We start from the raw sequence: 17,337 nt of genomic DNA, 5'->3' as shown, positions 1-17,337 counted from the left end.
CAGGCATGCTCAAACCGGCGCTGCTCATCCTCATTTGCCTTGTCCTGTTCGGGCTGTCGCTGCGCCTGCTTTACAGCGGATTGCGCCAGACCGGCACCGAGCGGATTCTGGATCGCCTGGGCCAGGGGCAGCCGCAACCGATAGCGCAAAAAACTTCATGGAGCGGGCTTGAGCGGGCGTTCCTGCGCGCCGGCCTTGGGCGGCCCACCGACCGCCTGGGCCTGTGGCTGGCATTCTGGGCCCTGGCGGTGCTGGTGGGGTTTATCGCAGGTGGCGGGCTCGGTGCCGCGCTGTTGCTGCTGGCCCCTCCGGTGACGTTACGCCTGTACGTCAGCTGGCGTTATCAACGTCGCCTTACCCGCATGATCGAACAACTGCCGACATTGCTCGATCACGCCGTGCGCAGCCTGAAGTCCGGGCGGACCTTGGCCGATGCGGTATTGGGCGCCATCGATGCCGCCCAGGACCCGTTGAAAAATGCCATGGGCCGGATTCAGCGCAATGTGCAGTTGGGCGTCAGCCTGGCCGACGCGGCGTCGGACTTCGCTGAACTGTACGAGAAAGATGAGCTACGACTGTTTGCCCTCGGCTTGAAGGTCAATCACCGCTACGGAGGCAATGCCAGTGAGTTGCTGGAGAACCTGATCAAGATGATCCGCGAACGGGAGCAGGCGGATCGGCAGTTGCGCGCGATGACCGGTGAAACCCGTATCACCGCACTGGTCCTGGCTTTGTTGCCGGTGTGCGTTGCCGGCTACACGCTGCTCACCAATCCGACCTACCTGCTGACCATGTGGAACGAAAGCTCGGGACAAATGATGCTGGCCGGTGCGTTTGCGCTGCAGGCTGTCGGTTGTCTGGTGCTGTGGCGAATGTTGCGCAGCCTATGAAGATGCCATTGCTGATCAGTGCACTGCTTTTCCTCGGGGCCGCCCTGCTGTTGCTCAGCGGCCTGCTGGACCAGCGCCGGCGGGCGCGCCAGGTGGCCCGGCGGCTGGATGGCAAGGCCCCGGCGGAGCAGCGTTTCAGCCAATGGCTTGAGGTCCTGGGCACCAGCCGCCTGGGGCAACAGTCGGTAAAAATGGATAGCGAAACCCAGGCCCTGCTCAACCGTCTGGGCTGGCGCAGCGTACGCCAACGCTCGCTGTTCGCCGCCGTTCAGTTGGGCGTCCCGCTGCTGGCGCTGGCCTTGAGCTTGCTGATCCAGGGGCTGTTCTACCCAGACGTGGAAAACCGCTGGACCGCTCCGACCTTCGCGCTCGGCATCGGTTATCTACTGCCCAAACGCCTGCTGGCCGCCGCCGCGCAACATCGGCAGAAGCAGCTGGCGATCGAGGTTTCAACGTTCATTTCGCTGCTGCGCATCCTGTTCGAGTCGGGCATGGCGGTTGAGCAGTCGCTTCGCGTGCTGAGTCATGAAGGCAAAAAATTACTGCCCGCCCTGACCCATGAACTGCGCTTGGTACTGGCCCGGGTCGACTCAGGCCTGGAACTGGGCGAAGAGCTGAACAAAGCCAGTAAGTTGCTCGCGGTGGAAGAGTTCAGCGACACCTGCGTGATCCTGCAGCAACTGATCCATCAGGGCGGTGGTGCGATGAAGTCCCTGCTGTCGCTCAAGCAACTGCTCGATGACCGGCGCCTGACGCGCCTGCAGGAATACATCTCCAAGATGTCCGCCAAAATGTCCGTCGTGATGATGTTGTTTCTCTTCCCGGCGTTATTGATCGTACTGGCCGGCCCGGGCTTGACCGCCCTGGCCCTGGCCTTTGCTTCGTAGAGGGAAACAGATGAAAGCACTGATAGCCGGATTGAGTCTTCTTTTGTTGAGCGGTTGCGCAAACACCGGCCAGACGCCCTGGAGCGCCCTGACCAACACGGCCAGTTGCGCCAAACTGAATTCCGATCAACAGCTGTCGATGAACCTGGCCGACGACATGGCCAACGACGGCAAGCTGCACGCCAGCCTGGCCAACCTGCAAAACCTTCCGGACAACCTGGCCGAGGTTCGCCTGCGCAAGGCCAGGGTCTATCGGCTATTGGGCCGCAGCGAAGCCGAGCCTTTGTACCGCAGCCTGCTGGGCAGTTGCCTGGCCGCCGAAGCCGAACACGGCCTCGGCCAACTCGCCGCCGCCAGCGGCAACAACGGCCTGGCACAAGCACATCTGCAACGGGCCGTTCAGCTGGCGCCCACCAATGAAAAAATCCGCAACGACCTGGGCGTGGTGTACCTCAACCAATTGCGTGTCGTCGATGCGAAATTCGAATTCCTTACCGCCATTGAACTCAAGCAAGGTGATCAACTGGCGGCTGTGAATCTGGTGACGCTGCTGATCTACCAGGACGACTGGAGTCGCGCCGCCGAACTGGTCAGCCGCCTTGGCCTGAGCCCGGCCCAGGTCACCGAAGCCCAGACTCGCGCCGAGAAACTCAAGACCCCGAACAGGTCGGCCCCGAGCGCGGCTGCGCAAGTGGCTGCCATCATGCCAGCAGCCGTTCACTAGGAGCGCTCCGGATGAAAACCATCACATATTGCTGCCTCGGCTTGCTCGCCCTGCCCCTCGCCGCCCACGCCATCGACGCCGGCCCGTCCTCACCTGCACAACAGGAAACCGAAGGCTGGCTGCAACTGCAGGCCCGCAACCAGGCCGCCTCCGACAAACCACAAACCGCCAGTTCAGCCGAGCGCGAGTTGGCCATGCAGCGCTGGTTGAAAAGTTTTCAGCATGAGATCCCAGCGTTTTTCGAACAGGATACTGGAGGGGTAGTGGATAGTGGGTCAGGGGGCTAATCCCTTGTGTTCGGGCCCCCGCCTTCGCGAGCAAGCTCGCGAAGAGCGATTACGAGAACCATCGGATGGAACGCTATTGCTGCGGATCGAGATTATCCAAAGCCCGATTCACCGCCAGCTCACCCAACATGATCACCTGCTGAATTCCCAGCATCGTGCTGCGTTGCGATCCCTCAAGAAAACCCGCGAAGTCACTCGCCATGACACTGGCTGACGCCAGGGATTCGCAGGCATGGGCCAGCAGGGTTTCGGTGTTGATGTTGGGGGCCACGAGAAACATCGGATTGATGCGTGGGGGCGTGATGGGGGTGGAAACGCCTTCGGTTTCGGGGGGGTGTGGGGTGGATCTGATCATGGTGAATCTCCATTCAAAGTCAGGAGTTCGCCACCACTGCGACCAAGCAGAAGGGTGGCGAACTGAGCGCAGGTTGGTCGACCAGGGAATGGAAACCCGGCAGGGCCTAAGCCCTCCCGCGCACAGCTCGCCATAAGCAAGCACAAAAAAAACCGCTCACGCGGCACTGTGCGCCATTCTAAACCCGGGCGACCAAACCCGATCACTGATTTTTCAGTGACAGACAAAGGCTAGAGATCGAGTTTCTGACGGACAACCTGAAAAACATGTGGGATATTTCCGAGAAGCGGAGGCGAAATTAAACAACATTGATCGGCTCGTAGGCCGCCATCGCCGGCAGGCCAGCTCCCACAATTTGTCCCCGGGGTATCTGCGAGAGATTGGTCGGCTGTCAGGCCGCCTTCGCTAGCAAGCCAGCTCCCACAATTTAGTCCCTGGTGTAACTAAGAGAGATTGGTCGGCTCGTAGGCCGCCATCGCCGGTAGGCCAGCTCCCACAATTAGTCCCCGGGGTATCTGCGAGAGATTGGTTGGCTGTCAGGCCGCCTTCGCTAGCAAGCCAGCTCCCACAATTTGTCCCCGGGGTATCTGCGAGAGATTGGTCGGCTGTCAGGCCGCCATCGCTGGCAGGCCAGCTCTAACAATTAGTCCCCGGGGTATCTTCGAGAGATTGGTCGGCTGTCAGGCCGCCTTCGCTAGCAAGCCAGCTCCCACAATTTTAGTCCCCGGKGTATCTGAGAGAGATTGGTCGGCTCGTAGACCGCCATCGCTGGCAGGCCAGCTCCCACAATTTGTCCCTGGGGTATCTGCGAGAGAGTGGTCGGCTGTCAGGCCGCCTTCGCTAGCAAGCCAGCTCCCACAATTTTAGTCCCCGGTGTATCTGAGAGAGATTGGTCGGCTGTCAGGCCGCCATCGCTAGCACGTCGGATCGCCGCACCGCAGCTCCCGCAGCAAAGCAAAGCAAACTGCAAACACCCGCTCTTCACCACTCAACAGGCCGAGCGTTAACTCGCCTGCAGCTTTTGATCTTGATCCACCCGCCCCGTCGGGAGGCTGAGTGGAGGTGTTCATCCGGGGGGTAGGCGCGTAGCGCCGTTCGACGAAGTCGAACGCATCGAGAGGAGGTCGAAGCGAAGCCGACCGGAGGCGATGCCMCCGGATGGACACCGGAGCGAAGGAACGCCGAGCCTTAGCGAGGGGCCGGACGCTGGGGCGAGCGTTTTTTTGCTTACTTTTTTTTGGCGCTTGTAAAAAAAGTGAGTCGCCGTAAGGGCGAAACCATAAGCCGCCATTACCGCAGCAACGGATATGCACTCAATCAACCAAGACCCTGGTCGGCCCGAAGGCCGCCAAGGTCAACGGCTAACTCAAGCCAGACTCTTGCTGACCACCTCAAACACATCACTGGACAACTGCCCCGAAGCACGAATCCGCTCCAGCTCCCCTTTCATCAAGGCCTGACGAGCATCGTCATACTTGCGCCAGCGCGTCAAAGGCGCCAACTGCCGCGAAGCAATCTGCGGATTGAAACCGTTCAACTCGATCACCAGGTCCGCAAGAAAGCGATACCCGGAACCATCGGCAGCATGGAAGTTGATCAGGTTCTGCCCGGCAAACGCACCGACCAGCGCCCGCACCTTGTTCGGGTTCTTGATGTTGAACGCCGGGTGCTGCATCAACGCCTTGACCCGTTCCAGGCCACCCGGCAGCACACTGCCAGACTGGACGCTGAACCATTGGTCCATGACCAGCGGGTTGTCCTTGAAGTGCTCGGCAAAGCTGGCCAGCGCCTTGGCTTTCTCGGCTTCGAACGGCGAGTTCACCAACACGGCAAGTGCGGTCAGGCGCTCGGTCATGTTGTCGCAGGTTTCGAACTGCTCCAGAGTCGCCGCCAGAACTTCCGGCTTGCCGCTGAGCATCAGGTACGACAGCGCGATGTTCTGCAGGGCGCGACGGGCAAAATGCTCGGCTTCGGCCACATACGGAGTTTGCTTCGACAGATCGCGGTTGGCCTGGTAACGCAGCCACAGCCCTTCGAACAACGCATCCGCCAGTTGCTTGCGGGCAAATTCGCGGGCGCTGTGAATGGCTTCGACATCCGCAACTTCACTGATCTCGGTCAGATAGGCTTCGCTTGGCAACGAGAGCATTTCGGCGACCATGGCCTGGTCCAGCGACTCGTCGGACAGCACGCTGCGCAGCGCAGAAACCAGACGCTGATCGAGCACCAGCGTTTCGCCCTTCTGTTGCTGTGCGATCAGCTCCTGCAGCACTAGCACCGACAACTGCTGGCCGGCATCCCAACGGTTGAAACCGTCGCTGTCATGCTGCATCAGGAACATCAGTTGATCGCGGCTGTACGGGAAGCTCAGTTTCACCGGCGCAGAGAAGCCACGCAGCAACGACGGCAGCGGCTGTTCGGCGATGTCGACGAAGGTGAAAGTTTGTTCGGCTTCGGTTACCGAGATCACCCGGGTTGTGCCTTGGGCGGCGGCTTCACCGGCCAGACGCAGGGCAATCTCACCGCCCTTGCTGTCGAGCAGGCCGAGTTCGACCGGAATCACGAACGGCAGTTTTTCAACCTTGTCCGGGGTTTGCGGGCAGCTTTGGCGGAAGGTCAGGCTGTAGGTTTTCGCCGCGGCGTCGTAGGACTCGCTCACCACCAGACGTGGAGTACCCGCCTGGCTGTACCAGCGCTTGAACTGGGTCAGGTCGACGCCATTGGCATCTTCCATGGCCTTGATGAAGTCATCGCAGGTCACGGCCTGGCCGTCATGACGCTCGAAGTACAGGTCGCTGCCTTTACGGAAGCCTTCGGCGCCGAGCAGGGTGTGGATCATGCCGACCACTTCCGAGCCCTTTTCGTACACGGTCAGGGTGTAGAAGTTGGAAATCTCGATGAAGCTGTCCGGGCGCACGGCGTGGGCCATGGGGCCAGCGTCTTCGGCGAACTGGTGGGTACGCAGGTACGCTACGTCCTGGATGCGCTTGACCGTCGCCGAGTTCATGTCCGAGGAGAACCCGGCATCGCGGAACACGGTGAAGCCTTCCTTGAGCGACAGCTGGAACCAGTCCCGGCAGGTCACGCGGTTGCCCGACCAGTTGTGGAAATATTCGTGGGCGACGATCGCCTCGACCCGCTGGTGCGCGGCGTCTGTGGCAGTTTCAGCCCGGGCAAGCACGGCGCTGGAGTTGAAGATGTTGAGGCCCTTGTTTTCCATCGCACCCATGTTGAAGTCATTCACGGCAACGATCATGAAGATGTCCAGATCGTATTCGCGACCGTAGACCTCTTCGTCCCAGCGCATGGATTTCTTCAGGCTGTTCATCGCATGCTGGCACTTGTCGATGTTTTCCGGCTCGACATAAATACGCAGCGCCACGGAGCGCTCGGTCATGGTGGTGAAGGTGTCTTCGACGCACCACAGGTCCCCGGCCACCAGCGCAAACAGGTAGGCCGGCTTCTTGAACGGGTCTTCCCAGGTCGCCCAGTGCCGCCCGTCCTCGCCCGGACCCGAGGCAATCGGGTTACCGTTGGACAGCAGCACCGGATAGCTGTGCTGCTCGGCGACGACCGTGGTGGTAAACGTGCTCATCACGTCCGGGCGGTCGAGGTAATAGGTGATCTTGCGGAAGCCTTCGGCTTCGCACTGGGTGCAGAACATCGTGCCGGACTTGTACAGGCCTTCCAGCGCGGTGTTGGTTTCCGGGTGGATCCTGACGCTGGTGTCGACCGTGAAGGTGGTGCTGGTCGGGTGCAGGGTCAGGTGACTCTCCGTCAACTGATAGTCGACGTCGCTCAACTCGCGATCAGCCAGGGTGACCGACAGCAGCTCCAACTGCTGGCCGTCCAGCACCAGCGGCGGCAGGCCCGGGCCGCGCTCGGGGTTGCGGCGCATCACCAGTTGCGCATGGACCAGGCTGTGGTCCTCGAACAACTCGAAGGTCAGGTGCGTCTCGTCGATCAGGTACTCGGGCGCCTGATAGTCCTTCAGGTAGATCATCTTCGGTTGTTCGGTGCGCATGCTGGAGTCCTTATTGATGCACGGCGAGCTGGTAAGCCGTGTATTTACGAATATTGATCACGCCGGTATCGAAAATCAGGTATTGGCCCTTGATCCCCAGCAGCGTGCCTTCGACAATCGGGTTCTTGTCCAGGTTGAAGCTGACAATTTTCGCCGGGTACTGCTCGACCGGAAAGCGGATTTCAAGGGGCTCGACGTCGGCAATGGTCTGGATCGCCTGCAAGCCGAATCGTTCCTGCAAAGCTTGCAGGCCCTCGGCGCAGCTGTCGAACAATTGGTCACGAATCTGCGGCAGATCCACTGACACTGCATCGCCCTTGAGCAAGGCACGCCAGTTGGTCTTGTCGGCCACCTGAGTGCGAAACAGGTCTTCAACGAAGCCCGATTGCTGGCGAGTGGAGACGCGCATGATCGGCAATGCCTGACTGGCGCCCTGGTCGATCCAGCGGGTCGGTACCTGGGTGGCACGAGTAATCCCGACCTTCACCCCGGAGGAATTCGACAGGTACACAATGTGATCGGTCATGCAGAACGTCTGGCCCCACTCCGGCTCACGGCAGGTGCCGGCCTCGAAGTGGCAACGCTCCGGGCTCATGATGCACACGTCGCACTGGGCCAGTTTGGTCATGCACGGATAGCAGTAACCCTGGCTGAAACTGGTCTTGGTCTTGCGCCCGCAATGGGTGCAGTGGATCGCCCCCAGGTATTCCAGGCGCACCGTGCTGCCGATCAACGGATTGACCGGAACCTCGGTTTCGCCCAGACGAAAAGCATATTGAACATTCGGCCCGTCCAGGCGCGCCGACATTTTGCTGATTGCACCGCGGCCAATCTCGATCAATGGATGGCATCCGACTTGAACAGGATATTGGGCACTTCAATCGACTTGGAGGCGCATTCCTGCGGGCCCATGTAACCGGTACGCTGGTCTTCGGGCAGGTTCTGGATCTCCCAGGCGATCATCGCCTGCAGCGACAGCTCCCGTTGCTCGGCGGTGAGTTTGCCACCGTCGGACCATTTACCGATTTCCACCGCCAGCTTCAGGCTCTCGTAGATATCGGGTGTGATGTTTTTGATCATTTCATTAAAAGAGGACATCAGGTCTCCGTGCTCTTTATTACATGTCTTGAATTAGACGGCCAGTTTACGGCGGTTGTACAAACCACCCAACAAACCGGTGAAGCATCCGATGAGTAACCCGCTGACGTGGGCCGCGTTGGCGATATCGCCGAAACCGATCATCGAGACCAGCCCGGACAGGCACAGCACCAGCCACACCAGCATCATCACCAATACGCCGCGCGGCAGGCGATAGGCCGGGTTTGGCGCCAGCAGTTGAAAGATCCAGCAATGCCCCAGCAGGCCGTACAAGACGCCGGACAGGCCACCGAACAGGCTCGGACCGCTGAACAGATACTGGGTGAAATTGGACACCAGGCTGAACAGCAGGGTCAGGCCGATCAGGTTGATACTGCCCTGGCGCGATTCGATACGCCGGCCCAGCTCCCAGTACCACATGCCGTTCATCGCCAGGTGCAGGATGCCGAAGTGGATCAGCATCGGTGTCACCAGGCGCCACCACTGCCCCGCCGCCAGACTGTCGGCCAGTGGCGTGAAGTGGATGTACTCGCCGACCACACGGAATTCGAGGAAGGTCAGCCAGCGCATGGTTTCCAGGTTGTCGCCCAGCAGCGTCACCGCGCCGACGATCAGGCTCAGCAAGAGCACCAGCGCGGTGGCCCTGGCATGTCGAACCTGCTCGGCGAAGCCTGGGCGGGCCCGGGTTTGCGCGACCGGTATGTCCAGTTGCTGATCGGGATCGCCCGCCGGAAAACGCTCGTACAGCGCACGAACGTCTTCGCTGATGTTGTCGGGCACCCACAACACCTGCTCACCGGCCTCTTCACTGACCCGGTGGGGCACCTGCATGCGTTGCAGCAATTTGACGAACCCGCTCAGGTCCACCGCCAGGGGCAGGCGCAAAACCGCTACGGTGCTCATCGCAGTACCTCCGGTCGCTCGACGTCGACCCAGACGAACTTGTTCGGATCAAGGCGGGTTTCCTGGTCCAGGCGATAGGCGACCAGTTTTCCGTAGAGCACCGCGCTGTAGTCCAGGCAGGCCAGGTTCGATCGGATGGGTGCCGGTTTGCCGCTGCGCCAGTAATGGCCGACGAACAACAGCGGCTCCTCGGCGCCATAACGCAGCAGGTTGTTCTTTTCGCTGGACGTCAGTGGCGTGCGGGCCACGGGTTCTGGCAAGGCGTCTGGCTGGAACACAATGTCTCCATAGGTTTTCGGGTCGTCTTCCCAGAATTTGGTGCGGAAGAACGAACGCACCAGGCCGTCACCGCTGGTCATGGTCAAGCCATGGGGCAAGCGCATGTCGGTGCCGCGCAGCAGGCGGTCGAACACGGTGCAGGCAAAGGTGCCCGACTCGGCCGATGTCTGCAGGAAGTGCTCATCGACACAACCATTGGGGAACAATCTGCGCAGAGGCTCAATCATGCCGGCGTCCCAACAGGCGTGCACCACACGGAAGCGCCCGGCATCGAGGAACAGCGGCAGTTGGTAAAACCACTGCAGGAAGTCATGCCAGTCACCCGGATGGTCTTCGAACTGGGTCAGGGTTTCGTGCAGCAGGCGGGCATGGCGCGGGGTGTGTTCGCGCACGAACTGTTTGCCGCTACCGGGCAGCGCCGGCGTGCTCCAGCCCAGCGCGTTGAATTCATGGTTGCCCATGATGCACAGCGCCTGACCGGCCTCGACCATGTCATGGACGATGTGCAGCGCCTCGCGAATCCGCGGGCCGCGGTCGATGATGTCGCCGACGAACACCGCCATGCGCGAGGCATGGCGCCAGACGCCGCCCTGTTTGTGGTAACCGAGCCGGTCGAGCAAGTGCTCCAGGGTCAGAGCGCAACCGTGCACGTCACCGATCAGGTCGTAGCTACGCGCGGGATCGAGCATCAGTCGCCTCCACCCCCCAACTTGCTGCCCCAGCCGAGCTTGGTCCGGCAAACCTCATAGTAGTTGTGGTCGAGCGGATGAATCAGGCGCAGCTTCTGCGCTTTTTTGCTGATGGTAATGGTGTCACCGGGCGCACAGGTAAAGTGGTTCTGCCCGTCACACGAGACTTGCGGGTAAATCTGCATATCCTTGGACACGACGATTTTCAGCTCACTGTTGCCATCGACCACAATCGGCCTGCCCGACAAGGTATGGGGGTACATCGGCACAATCACAATAGCGTCGAGCTTGGGATGCATGATCGGCCCGCCGGCAGACATCGCATAGGCCGTGGAGCCGGTCGGCGTGGCGACGATCAGGCCGTCGGCCTTCTGGCTACAGACGAACTGACCGTCGATGTACAGCTCGAACTCGATCATCCGCGTCGATTTGCCGGGGTGCAGCACCACGTCGTTCAACGCGTCGCCCTGGCCGATGGCCTCAGCGTGGCGGCGCACTTCGGCCTGCAGCAGGAAGCGGTTTTCCACCAGATAGTGGCCGTCGAGCACTTCGGCGACTTTGACTTCCAGCTCGTCGGGACGGATGTCGGTGAGGAAACCCAGGCTGCCGCGGTTGATGCCGAGCACCGGAATATTGTGCCTGGCCAGCGCCCGGGCGGCGCCGAGCAGGCTGCCGTCGCCGCCGACCACAATGACCATGTCGCAGACTTCGCCGAGCATCTTGCGCGACGAGGTTTGCAGGCCATGCCCCGGCAGGACTTCGGCGATGGTGTCTTCGAGGATCACGTGCAGGTGACGATCGAGCAGAAACCGTTTCAGTCGGCGGACGGTATCCAGCACCTGAGAACTGCCCAGGCGACCGATGATGCCGATATTGCGAAATTGCTCCATGGGGCTCCTGCGGGGGTCGCGGCGAAAAGCACGATTATGGGCGAAAGCCGGCCATAGACAAAATCCTTTCAGCTTCAAGGGTGTGCCCGGGTTTCGGGCTATGCTCGCAAGATGATCCTATTTCCAGACTTGCTTCGCCTGCCCCACCAGTTGCGCCACCCCGAAGTGCGTGACCTGGCGTGGGTCATCCTGGCGCCGCCAATGCTCGGCGATACCCCGTGGCCGCAGCGTCACCCCTTGGCGGGCAGTGACTGGGTGCAGGCACCGGAGCGCCTGGAGCACTGGTTGCTGCAACTTGATCGCGACAGTTATGGCTTGTTGCACTGGCTGGCCCAGGCCCGCACCCGACGCCTGGGCCTGTATTACGAACGGCTCTGGCAGTTCGCCGTGCAGCACGCTCCCGGCATCGAACTGATTGCCGCCAACATGCCGATCCGTCGCGAGGGCCATACCCTGGGCGAACTCGACATGTTGCTGCGTGACCGCGATGGCGTGCATCACCTGGAACTTGCGATCAAACTCTACCTTGGCCCGCAAACCGGCGACGGCCAGGATACTGCGCAGTGGCTTGGTCCCGGCTGCCATGACCGGCTGGATCGCAAGCTGGCGCACCTGAGCCAACATCAACTGCCGATCTCGGCACGCCCGGAGAGCCGCGAGGTGCTGGCGGCGCTGGATATCCGCCAGTTCAGCGCCCATTTGTGGCTCGGCGGCTATCTGCTTTACCCGTGGCCGGGGCAGTCCGTCTCACCGTTGGGTGCGCATCCGCAGCATTTGCGCGGGCGCTGGCTGCATCAGAAGGACTGGACAGCCTTTCTGGCCCAAAGCCCGCCCGGTCGCTGGCAACCCCTGCCCCGCCATGCCTGGCTGGCGCCGGCACATTATTCGGCGGAGCACACCTGGAGTCCACAACAGATGGAGGCGTGGCTGGCCGAACTCGACCCACTGGCCCCGGCACAGTTGCTGGTGCGCCTGACGGAAAATGCCCATGGCGACTGGGAAGAAGCCGAGCGGCTGTTTCTGGTGGCGGATCTGTGGCCGAATGTGCCGGGCAATGCCTGAGTTATTGCGGCGTGTGGTCAGGCCCCATCGCTGGCTCACAGGACACCCGAAAACCCGGCACCACGCCCCTCACGCCGATATCAAACCTTCTTATGCTGCTCCACCCACTGCCCATAAGCATTGATGAAGCTCTGCAGAAACGGCTTGACCTTTTCGGACAACTTTCCCGATTCATCGAACGCCGTACCGGCACCACCCAGATAAGCTTCGGGCGCCTGCATGCACGGCACATCCAGGAACACCATGGATTGGCGCAGGTGATGGTTGGCGCCAAATCCGCCAATCGCCCCCGGCGAAACACTGATGATCGCACCGGGTTTACCACTCCAGGCGCTTTTGCCATAGGGGCGCGAACCGACGTCGATCGCATTTTTCAGCGGCGCCGGCACCGAGCGGTTGTATTCTGGAGTCACAAACAGCACCGCGTCGGATGAACTCACCCGTTGTCGGAAAGTGCTGTAGGCTGCCGGCGGTGAAGCGCCATCGATGTCTTCGTTGTAGAGCGGCAGATCACCGATCTCGACGATCTCGAGCTTGAGGCTGGCCGGTGCCAGGTCGGCCAGGGCCAGCGCGATCTTGCGGTTGATCGATTCCTTTCTCAAGCTGCCGACCACGACGGCGATCGTATAGACGTTGCTCATGGGAGATTCTCGACTGTCCGATGGAAAGAGCTTGTAGTTATAGATGACGATTTGAACAGTGGGCGATGAAAAAACACCCCCCCTGACTATTTTTTTCCCGCAGGAAAACTTACCTCGCCCAAGCACGGTCTACTGAGCCGCAAATTGAGTGATTAATCCCCAGAGGTTCTAAACAGATGGCAGCAGTACTCGTCGGTCAGTTTCATGCAAGAGATGCGCAAGGCCGTATCTACTCGGTGCACGAGTTTCAGGAATCCACCCCGGCGGCCGACGGCTCAGGGCCTGTCACCACGTATAAACTGGCCATCGGCGACCGCGTCAACAGAGTCGATGACAACGAGTTCATGCTGGTGCAAACCGGTGTAACTATCATCCGGGAACCGCAGACCGCTGTTGTTTCATAACCCGCCGTTATGAGCAGAAGTCATATGCGCACACTTGCGGTAGGATTCAGCCACTGACTCCTCCCACCTGCTGAACATGGACTTCACGCATGCGCTTACGCCATATCGAAGTGATCCAGGCGCTCCTGCAGACCGGTCACCTGGGCACCGCCGCCGAATGGCTGCAGTTGCCGGTGGCCGAAGTCGAGCATCTGTTGCGCGATGCCGAGGATCAGTTGGGTTTCATGCTGTTTGCCAGCGTGCGTGGGCGTTTGCAGGCCACCCGCGAAGCGCGGGAACTGCAGCTCGAAATTGCCAGGGTGTACGATGCGCTCGAACCAGTGCAACGCCTGGCCAACAGCCTGAGGCAATACCTGGCGCCACCCCTGCGCATCATCTGCACCCCGCCCCTGGCCCAACACCTGTTGCCGCAAAGCATCGCAACCCTGCGCCGACGCCTGCCCGATGCGCCCTGTACGCTGCTAAGCCAGCCCACCCGAGACATCGTCCGAAGCCTGCTGCTGCGCGAAAGCGACCTGGGGTTGAGCCTGCATGATCCCGATCACGCCGACATCCAGTGCCAGTTGATCGCCCAGGGAAAACTGCAACTGCTCGCCCCCCATGGCTGGCTGCAACCCAAGCAAAAGTACATCTCGCTGCAGGATCTGGCCGGCCAATCGATGATCGGTCTCGAAGGCCATGACCCCCTGAGCCCGGCGCTGGAGAACAAGCTGCACGCCCTGCGCCCGGCTCCGGTGATCCAGACCCGGGTCCAGACCCATCAGATGATGCGCAGCATGGTCGAGGCCGGTGAAGGCCTGGCCATCGTCGACCCCTTCACGGCCCTTGGCGCCAGGTCCTCGGGGCTGGATGCCTGCCCCCTCGCACCTGCGGTGCCAATCAGCCTTTATGCCTTGACCTTGAAGAACCACGAGCCTGCACAGGCGGTCCAGACCCTGCTGGCCATCATCACGGAACAAGCCGCGGCGATGCTGGCGAACTGAGCGCGGTTTCCAGCGGGTTTTCGAACAATCGGTACCAGAACAGCGCGACTTCGGCGGTGTTCGGATCGATGCCGCGATAACGCAGATGGTCGACCCCGCCAACCACATAGCCACAACGCTCATAGAGTCGGCAGGCGTCGAGGTTGTTGTTCTGGGTTTCAAGCATGATGCCTGGCAGCTTTTTCTTGCGACTCCAGAACTGCGCGACGTCCAGCAGCGCTCTGGCCACGCCATGCCGGCGTGCCGGCGCATGCACGGCCAACTCGTCGATATGGGCAAAGCCGTTCCAGTTGGTGCTGACCACCAGATGTCCCACTGGCTGGTCATCGAGATAGGCCATGAAGATCGCACTGTCGGCCGCATCGCGAAAACTGCTGAACTCCTCAGGATCGATGCCGTAGCATTTACGATAAGGCGTGATCGGGGTCACCGGCCACTGCGCCACCGGTTTGCCAATTTGCGCCGCACCATAGGCCGCGACTTCAAAACTGAAGTCGCTGCCCCAGATGTAGGCGGCAAAACCGTCATCGGCAACCCGCACCGAGAGCCCTGGGTAATTCGGATTGATAACCGGCTGCATACTGGGAAAGGTCCTCACTCCTTGATGCAATCGACGGTGTATTGCCGCCCATTGCCCTCATCTTCATGTTGCAATCCGTGCACATCGGCCACGAACCCCGGAAAACTGCTATCGAACGTACGGGCAAATGCCAGGTAGTCGATGATCGAGCGAGTCGCTTCGGTAAAACGTTCGCCAGGCATGATCAAAGGGATTCCCGGCGGGTACGGCACCAGCATGACCGCGGCGATGCGCCCGTCCAGGGCATCGATCGACACCGCTTCAACTTCACCCCGCACCAACTGATCATAGGCGTGCGCCGGCTTCATCGCGACCTCCGGCAACACCGTATACATGCGCTTGAGGTGCTTGGCCGTGGCGTTGCTGCGGTAGCAGGCGTGCAACTGGTCGCACAGGTCGCGCAGGCCCATGCCCTGATAGCGCGCGATATTTGGTTGCGCCACGCACGGTAGGCAGCTTGCCAGGCTGACGTTGGCGTCGTAGCTGCGCTTGAACTCCAGCAGTTCGGTGAGCAGCGTGCTCCATTTGCCCTTGGTGATGCCCATGGAGAACAACACCAGGAACGAGTACAGCCCGGTCTTCTCCACCACCAGCCCGCGCTCCCAGAGGAACTTGCTGACCACTGCTGCCGGAATCCCGCGCTCGCTGAGGGTACCTGCGGCGGTGAGGCCCGGCATTACCAGCGTGACCTTGATGGGATCGAGCAACACATAATCGTCGGTCACGCCGCCGAACCCGTGCCAGTCGGCGTCGGGTTGCAGCAGCCAGTCTTCGGTAGCGACCCGCTCGATGCCTTCGACCGAAGGTGGCTGCCAGATCGAGAACCACCAGTCATCGGCGGCAATATGCTGACGCAGATTGGCCAGCGCGCGGCGAAAGCTCAGGGCCTCGTCGAACATTTCCTGGAGCAGCGAACGCCCCGCCGGCCCCTCCATCATGGCCGAAGCCACATCCAGGGACGCGATGATGCCGTACTGCGGCGATGTCGAGATGTGCATCATGAACGCTTCGTTGAAGCGATCGCGGTCCAGTTGGCGCGCGCCGCCGTCCTGCACGTGGATCATCGATGCCTGGCTGAACGCCGCCAGCAGTTTGTGGGTGGAATGGGTGGTGAACACCAGCGGACTGTCTTCGCCGCGGGACGTGCCCATGCCGTATCGCCCAGCGAAAAACTCATGGAATGCCGCATAGGCGTACCAGGCTTCGTCGAAGTGCAATACCTCGACACTGTTGCCCAACTGCTGCTTGATCAGTTCGGCGTTGTAACACAAGCCGTCATAGGTCGAATTGGTCACCACCGCGAGCTTGACCTTTGGCGCCCGGCCTTTGGTCAAGGGGCTGGCGTCGATCTTGGCCTGGATTGATTCGCGGCTGAATTCGCTCAGCGGAATCGGGCCGATGATCCCCAGTTCATTGCGTTCCGGGCACAGGTACAGCGGGATCGCGCCGGTCATGATGATCGAGTGCAGGACCGATTTATGGCAATTGCGGTCCACCAGCACCAGGTCGTCGCGGCCAACCATCGAGTGCCAGACGATCTTGTTCGCCGTGGAGGTGCCATTGATCACGAAGAAGGTGTGGTCGGCGCCAAAATTGCGCGCCGCGCGGGCTTCCGCTTCGGCCAGGGGGCCGGTGTGGTCCAGCAGCGAACCGAGTTCCGGCACCGACACCGACAAGTCCGAGCGCAAGGTGTTTTCACCGAAAAACTGATGGAACGCCTGCCCTACCGGGCTTTTGTGATACGCCACGCCACCACCGTGGCCGGGGGTGTGCCAGGAATAGTTGGAATCGGCGGTGTGTTGCACCAGTGCCTTGAAAAACGGTGGCAGCAAGCCATCGAGGTATTTGCGCGCAGCCCGTGCCACCTGGCGGGCGAGAAAGGGCACGGTGTCTTCGAATAGATAAAGAATCCCGCGCAACTGATTGAGCTCGGCCATGGCATCGGCGGGGGCGTTTTCCAGGGTGACTTTTTCGCCCAGGGCGAAGATTGGCAGATCGGGTGCACGAACCCGGGCCAGGCCGATCAATTCGGCCATATTCTGCAACAGATGCGAGTGGGTGCTGGCGTCTTCCGAGGCAATCAACATGCAGGACAAACCGTGGTAGGTCGACGCAACCAGTCGCCCTTCGGTGTAATCCACTGCCGAGACGATGCTGAAACCTTCCTGCTCCAGTTCCCGGGCAATGCCGCGCACGCGATCACCGGCCACGGTATCGGCCTTGATGTCGCGATGAACGATCAGGACCGGGAATTTCAAATCTTTATACATGAGGCTCAGTGTCCTGAGGCGGCAGACCTTGGCCTGCCAATCACCTCAGGGTAGAGGGTTGCAGCGGAAGTGGCGAGTGGGACGCCCCAATATGGGTCGGTCAATGTGATCAGAGGACTCAAGTGCAATCTGTGCATTTGTGGCTTGGGGGGCTGTGGCAAGTGGGGCTTGCTGTATCACGGGGGCTTCTGTGGCAGGTGGGGCCTCCTGTGGCAGGCGGGGTCTCCTGTGGCAGGCGGGGGTCTCCTGTGGCAGGCGAGGGTCTCCTGTGGCGAGGGGGCTTGCCCCCGTTCGACTGCGAAGCAGTCGTAAACCATTACATGCGGTGTATCTGTTGCACCTCAGTGACGGGTTTTGGGGCCGCTTCGCGA

General features: G+C 61.0%; 17 protein-coding genes. 7 read left to right on the top strand and 10 right to left on the bottom strand.

Annotated features, from left to right (window positions below):
* Positions 1-5: 5 nt before the first annotated feature.
* Genes ASE98_RS06235 through ASE98_RS06220 form a run of 4 tightly spaced genes read left to right on the top strand, consistent with a single transcriptional unit; the run spans position 6 to position 2,788 of the window.
* Positions 6-890 (top strand): type II secretion system F family protein, encoded by an 885-nt coding sequence (locus ASE98_RS06235; protein ID WP_060540514.1) that lies wholly within the window; start codon positions 6-8, stop codon positions 888-890.
* Positions 887-1,777, top strand: coding sequence for a type II secretion system F family protein (locus ASE98_RS06230; RefSeq protein WP_060540513.1), 891 nt, complete (start codon positions 887-889; stop codon positions 1,775-1,777). Before ASE98_RS06235 ends, ASE98_RS06230 begins: the two co-directional genes overlap by 4 nt.
* Before the next feature lie 10 nt (positions 1,778-1,787).
* A complete protein-coding gene (locus tag ASE98_RS06225; RefSeq protein WP_060540512.1) occupies positions 1,788-2,501 on the top strand; it encodes a hypothetical protein in 714 nt (237 codons plus the stop codon).
* Between the two features lie 11 nt (positions 2,502-2,512).
* Complete coding sequence (locus tag ASE98_RS06220) at positions 2,513-2,788, top strand: DUF3613 domain-containing protein (protein ID WP_060540511.1); 276 nt, start codon at positions 2,513-2,515, stop codon at positions 2,786-2,788.
* Between the two features lie 73 nt (positions 2,789-2,861).
* On the opposite strand, the gene ASE98_RS06215 is transcribed toward ASE98_RS06220, so the two are convergent.
* The 7 genes from ASE98_RS06215 to ASE98_RS06185 all read right to left on the bottom strand — a co-directional run bounded on the left by ASE98_RS06215 (position 2,862) and on the right by ASE98_RS06185 (position 11,026).
* Entirely contained in the window at positions 2,862-3,143 is a 282-nt protein-coding gene (locus ASE98_RS06215; RefSeq protein WP_060540510.1) for a DUF6124 family protein, read from the bottom strand.
* Between the two features lie 1,366 nt (positions 3,144-4,509).
* Positions 4,510-7,167: an aminopeptidase N gene (gene pepN / locus ASE98_RS06210; RefSeq protein WP_060540509.1), complete on the bottom strand. Its 2,658-nt coding sequence runs from the start codon at positions 7,165-7,167 to the stop codon at positions 4,510-4,512.
* 10 nt (positions 7,168-7,177) lie between these two features.
* Entirely contained in the window at positions 7,178-8,008 is an 831-nt protein-coding gene (locus ASE98_RS06205; RefSeq protein WP_060540508.1) for a DUF2797 domain-containing protein, read from the bottom strand.
* Positions 8,005-8,265, bottom strand: a complete 261-nt coding sequence (locus ASE98_RS06200; RefSeq protein ID WP_060540507.1) for a YeaC family protein — start codon at positions 8,263-8,265, stop codon at positions 8,005-8,007. The genes ASE98_RS06205 and ASE98_RS06200 overlap by 4 nt, the downstream gene beginning before the upstream one ends.
* 33 nt (positions 8,266-8,298) lie before the next feature.
* Positions 8,299-9,168 (bottom strand): rhomboid family intramembrane serine protease, encoded by an 870-nt coding sequence (locus tag ASE98_RS06195; RefSeq protein ID WP_060540506.1) that lies wholly within the window; start codon positions 9,166-9,168, stop codon positions 8,299-8,301.
* The gene (locus tag ASE98_RS06190) at positions 9,165-10,136 is read right to left on the bottom strand and encodes a metallophosphoesterase (RefSeq protein ID WP_060540505.1); all 972 of its coding nucleotides are present in this window, start codon (positions 10,134-10,136) and stop codon (positions 9,165-9,167) included. The genes ASE98_RS06195 and ASE98_RS06190 overlap by 4 nt, the downstream gene beginning before the upstream one ends.
* On the bottom strand, positions 10,136-11,026 hold the full coding sequence (locus tag ASE98_RS06185) for an NAD(+) kinase (RefSeq protein WP_060540504.1): 891 nt from the start codon (positions 11,024-11,026) through the stop codon (positions 10,136-10,138). The genes ASE98_RS06190 and ASE98_RS06185 overlap by 1 nt, the downstream gene beginning before the upstream one ends.
* Positions 11,027-11,137: 111 nt before the next feature.
* Here ASE98_RS06185 and ASE98_RS06180 point away from each other — a divergent pair, with 111 nt between their 5' ends.
* Positions 11,138-12,088 carry a DUF1853 family protein gene (locus ASE98_RS06180; RefSeq protein WP_060540503.1) on the top strand — a complete coding sequence of 317 codons (951 nt, stop codon included), beginning with the start codon at positions 11,138-11,140 and terminating at the stop codon, positions 12,086-12,088.
* 80 nt (positions 12,089-12,168) lie between these two features.
* Here the strand turns inward: ASE98_RS06180 and ASE98_RS06175 are convergent, their stop codons facing one another.
* Positions 12,169-12,729, bottom strand: coding sequence for an NADPH-dependent FMN reductase (locus ASE98_RS06175; protein WP_060540502.1), 561 nt, complete (start codon positions 12,727-12,729; stop codon positions 12,169-12,171).
* Between the two features lie 176 nt (positions 12,730-12,905).
* Here ASE98_RS06175 and ASE98_RS06170 point away from each other — a divergent pair, with 176 nt between their 5' ends.
* Both ASE98_RS06170 and ASE98_RS06165 read left to right on the top strand, forming a co-directional pair.
* The gene (locus ASE98_RS06170) at positions 12,906-13,133 is read left to right on the top strand and encodes a hypothetical protein (RefSeq protein ID WP_060540501.1); all 228 of its coding nucleotides are present in this window, start codon (positions 12,906-12,908) and stop codon (positions 13,131-13,133) included.
* A gap of 89 nt (positions 13,134-13,222) precedes the next feature.
* On the top strand, positions 13,223-14,116 hold the full coding sequence (locus tag ASE98_RS06165; RefSeq protein WP_060540500.1) for a LysR substrate-binding domain-containing protein: 894 nt from the start codon (positions 13,223-13,225) through the stop codon (positions 14,114-14,116).
* Here the strand turns inward: ASE98_RS06165 and ASE98_RS06160 are convergent.
* On the bottom strand, positions 14,082-14,696 hold the full coding sequence (locus tag ASE98_RS06160; protein WP_060540499.1) for a GNAT family N-acetyltransferase: 615 nt from the start codon (positions 14,694-14,696) through the stop codon (positions 14,082-14,084). The two genes, ASE98_RS06165 and ASE98_RS06160, sit on opposite strands and share 35 nt — an antisense overlap.
* Positions 14,697-14,710: 14 nt before the next feature.
* Entirely contained in the window at positions 14,711-16,966 is a 2,256-nt protein-coding gene (locus ASE98_RS06155) for an Orn/Lys/Arg decarboxylase N-terminal domain-containing protein (RefSeq protein WP_060540498.1), read from the bottom strand.
* Positions 16,967-17,337 lie beyond the last annotated feature (371 nt).

Source organism: Pseudomonas sp. Leaf48, from assembly GCF_001421885.1.
Classification (GTDB): Bacteria; Pseudomonadota; Gammaproteobacteria; order Pseudomonadales; family Pseudomonadaceae; genus Aquipseudomonas.
Note: the sequence above shows the minus strand (reverse complement) of the source record. Positions and strands in the feature narration are given on the sequence as shown.

Excerpts from the sequence above, each read along its gene's own strand:
- ASE98_RS06235 (WP_060540514.1), top strand. The coding sequence starts at position 6 with ATGCTCAAACCGGCGCTGCTCATCCTCATTTGCCTTGTCCTGTTCGGG.
- ASE98_RS06230 (WP_060540513.1), top strand. The coding sequence starts at position 887 with ATGAAGATGCCATTGCTGATCAGTGCACTGCTTTTCCTCGGGGCCGCC.
- ASE98_RS06225 (WP_060540512.1), top strand. The coding sequence starts at position 1,788 with ATGAAAGCACTGATAGCCGGATTGAGTCTTCTTTTGTTGAGCGGTTGC.
- ASE98_RS06220 (WP_060540511.1), top strand. The coding sequence starts at position 2,513 with ATGAAAACCATCACATATTGCTGCCTCGGCTTGCTCGCCCTGCCCCTC.
- ASE98_RS06215 (WP_060540510.1), bottom strand. The coding sequence starts at position 3,143 with ATGATCAGATCCACCCCACACCCCCCCGAAACCGAAGGCGTTTCCACC.
- pepN (WP_060540509.1), bottom strand. The coding sequence starts at position 7,167 with ATGCGCACCGAACAACCGAAGATGATCTACCTGAAGGACTATCAGGCG.
- ASE98_RS06200 (WP_060540507.1), bottom strand. The coding sequence starts at position 8,265 with ATGTCCTCTTTTAATGAAATGATCAAAAACATCACACCCGATATCTAC.
- ASE98_RS06195 (WP_060540506.1), bottom strand. The coding sequence starts at position 9,168 with ATGAGCACCGTAGCGGTTTTGCGCCTGCCCCTGGCGGTGGACCTGAGC.
- ASE98_RS06190 (WP_060540505.1), bottom strand. The coding sequence starts at position 10,136 with ATGCTCGATCCCGCGCGTAGCTACGACCTGATCGGTGACGTGCACGGT.
- ASE98_RS06185 (WP_060540504.1), bottom strand. The coding sequence starts at position 11,026 with ATGGAGCAATTTCGCAATATCGGCATCATCGGTCGCCTGGGCAGTTCT.
- ASE98_RS06180 (WP_060540503.1), top strand. The coding sequence starts at position 11,138 with ATGATCCTATTTCCAGACTTGCTTCGCCTGCCCCACCAGTTGCGCCAC.
- ASE98_RS06175 (WP_060540502.1), bottom strand. The coding sequence starts at position 12,729 with ATGAGCAACGTCTATACGATCGCCGTCGTGGTCGGCAGCTTGAGAAAG.
- ASE98_RS06170 (WP_060540501.1), top strand. The coding sequence starts at position 12,906 with ATGGCAGCAGTACTCGTCGGTCAGTTTCATGCAAGAGATGCGCAAGGC.
- ASE98_RS06165 (WP_060540500.1), top strand. The coding sequence starts at position 13,223 with ATGCGCTTACGCCATATCGAAGTGATCCAGGCGCTCCTGCAGACCGGT.
- ASE98_RS06160 (WP_060540499.1), bottom strand. The coding sequence starts at position 14,696 with ATGCAGCCGGTTATCAATCCGAATTACCCAGGGCTCTCGGTGCGGGTT.
- ASE98_RS06155 (WP_060540498.1), bottom strand. The coding sequence starts at position 16,966 with ATGTATAAAGATTTGAAATTCCCGGTCCTGATCGTTCATCGCGACATC.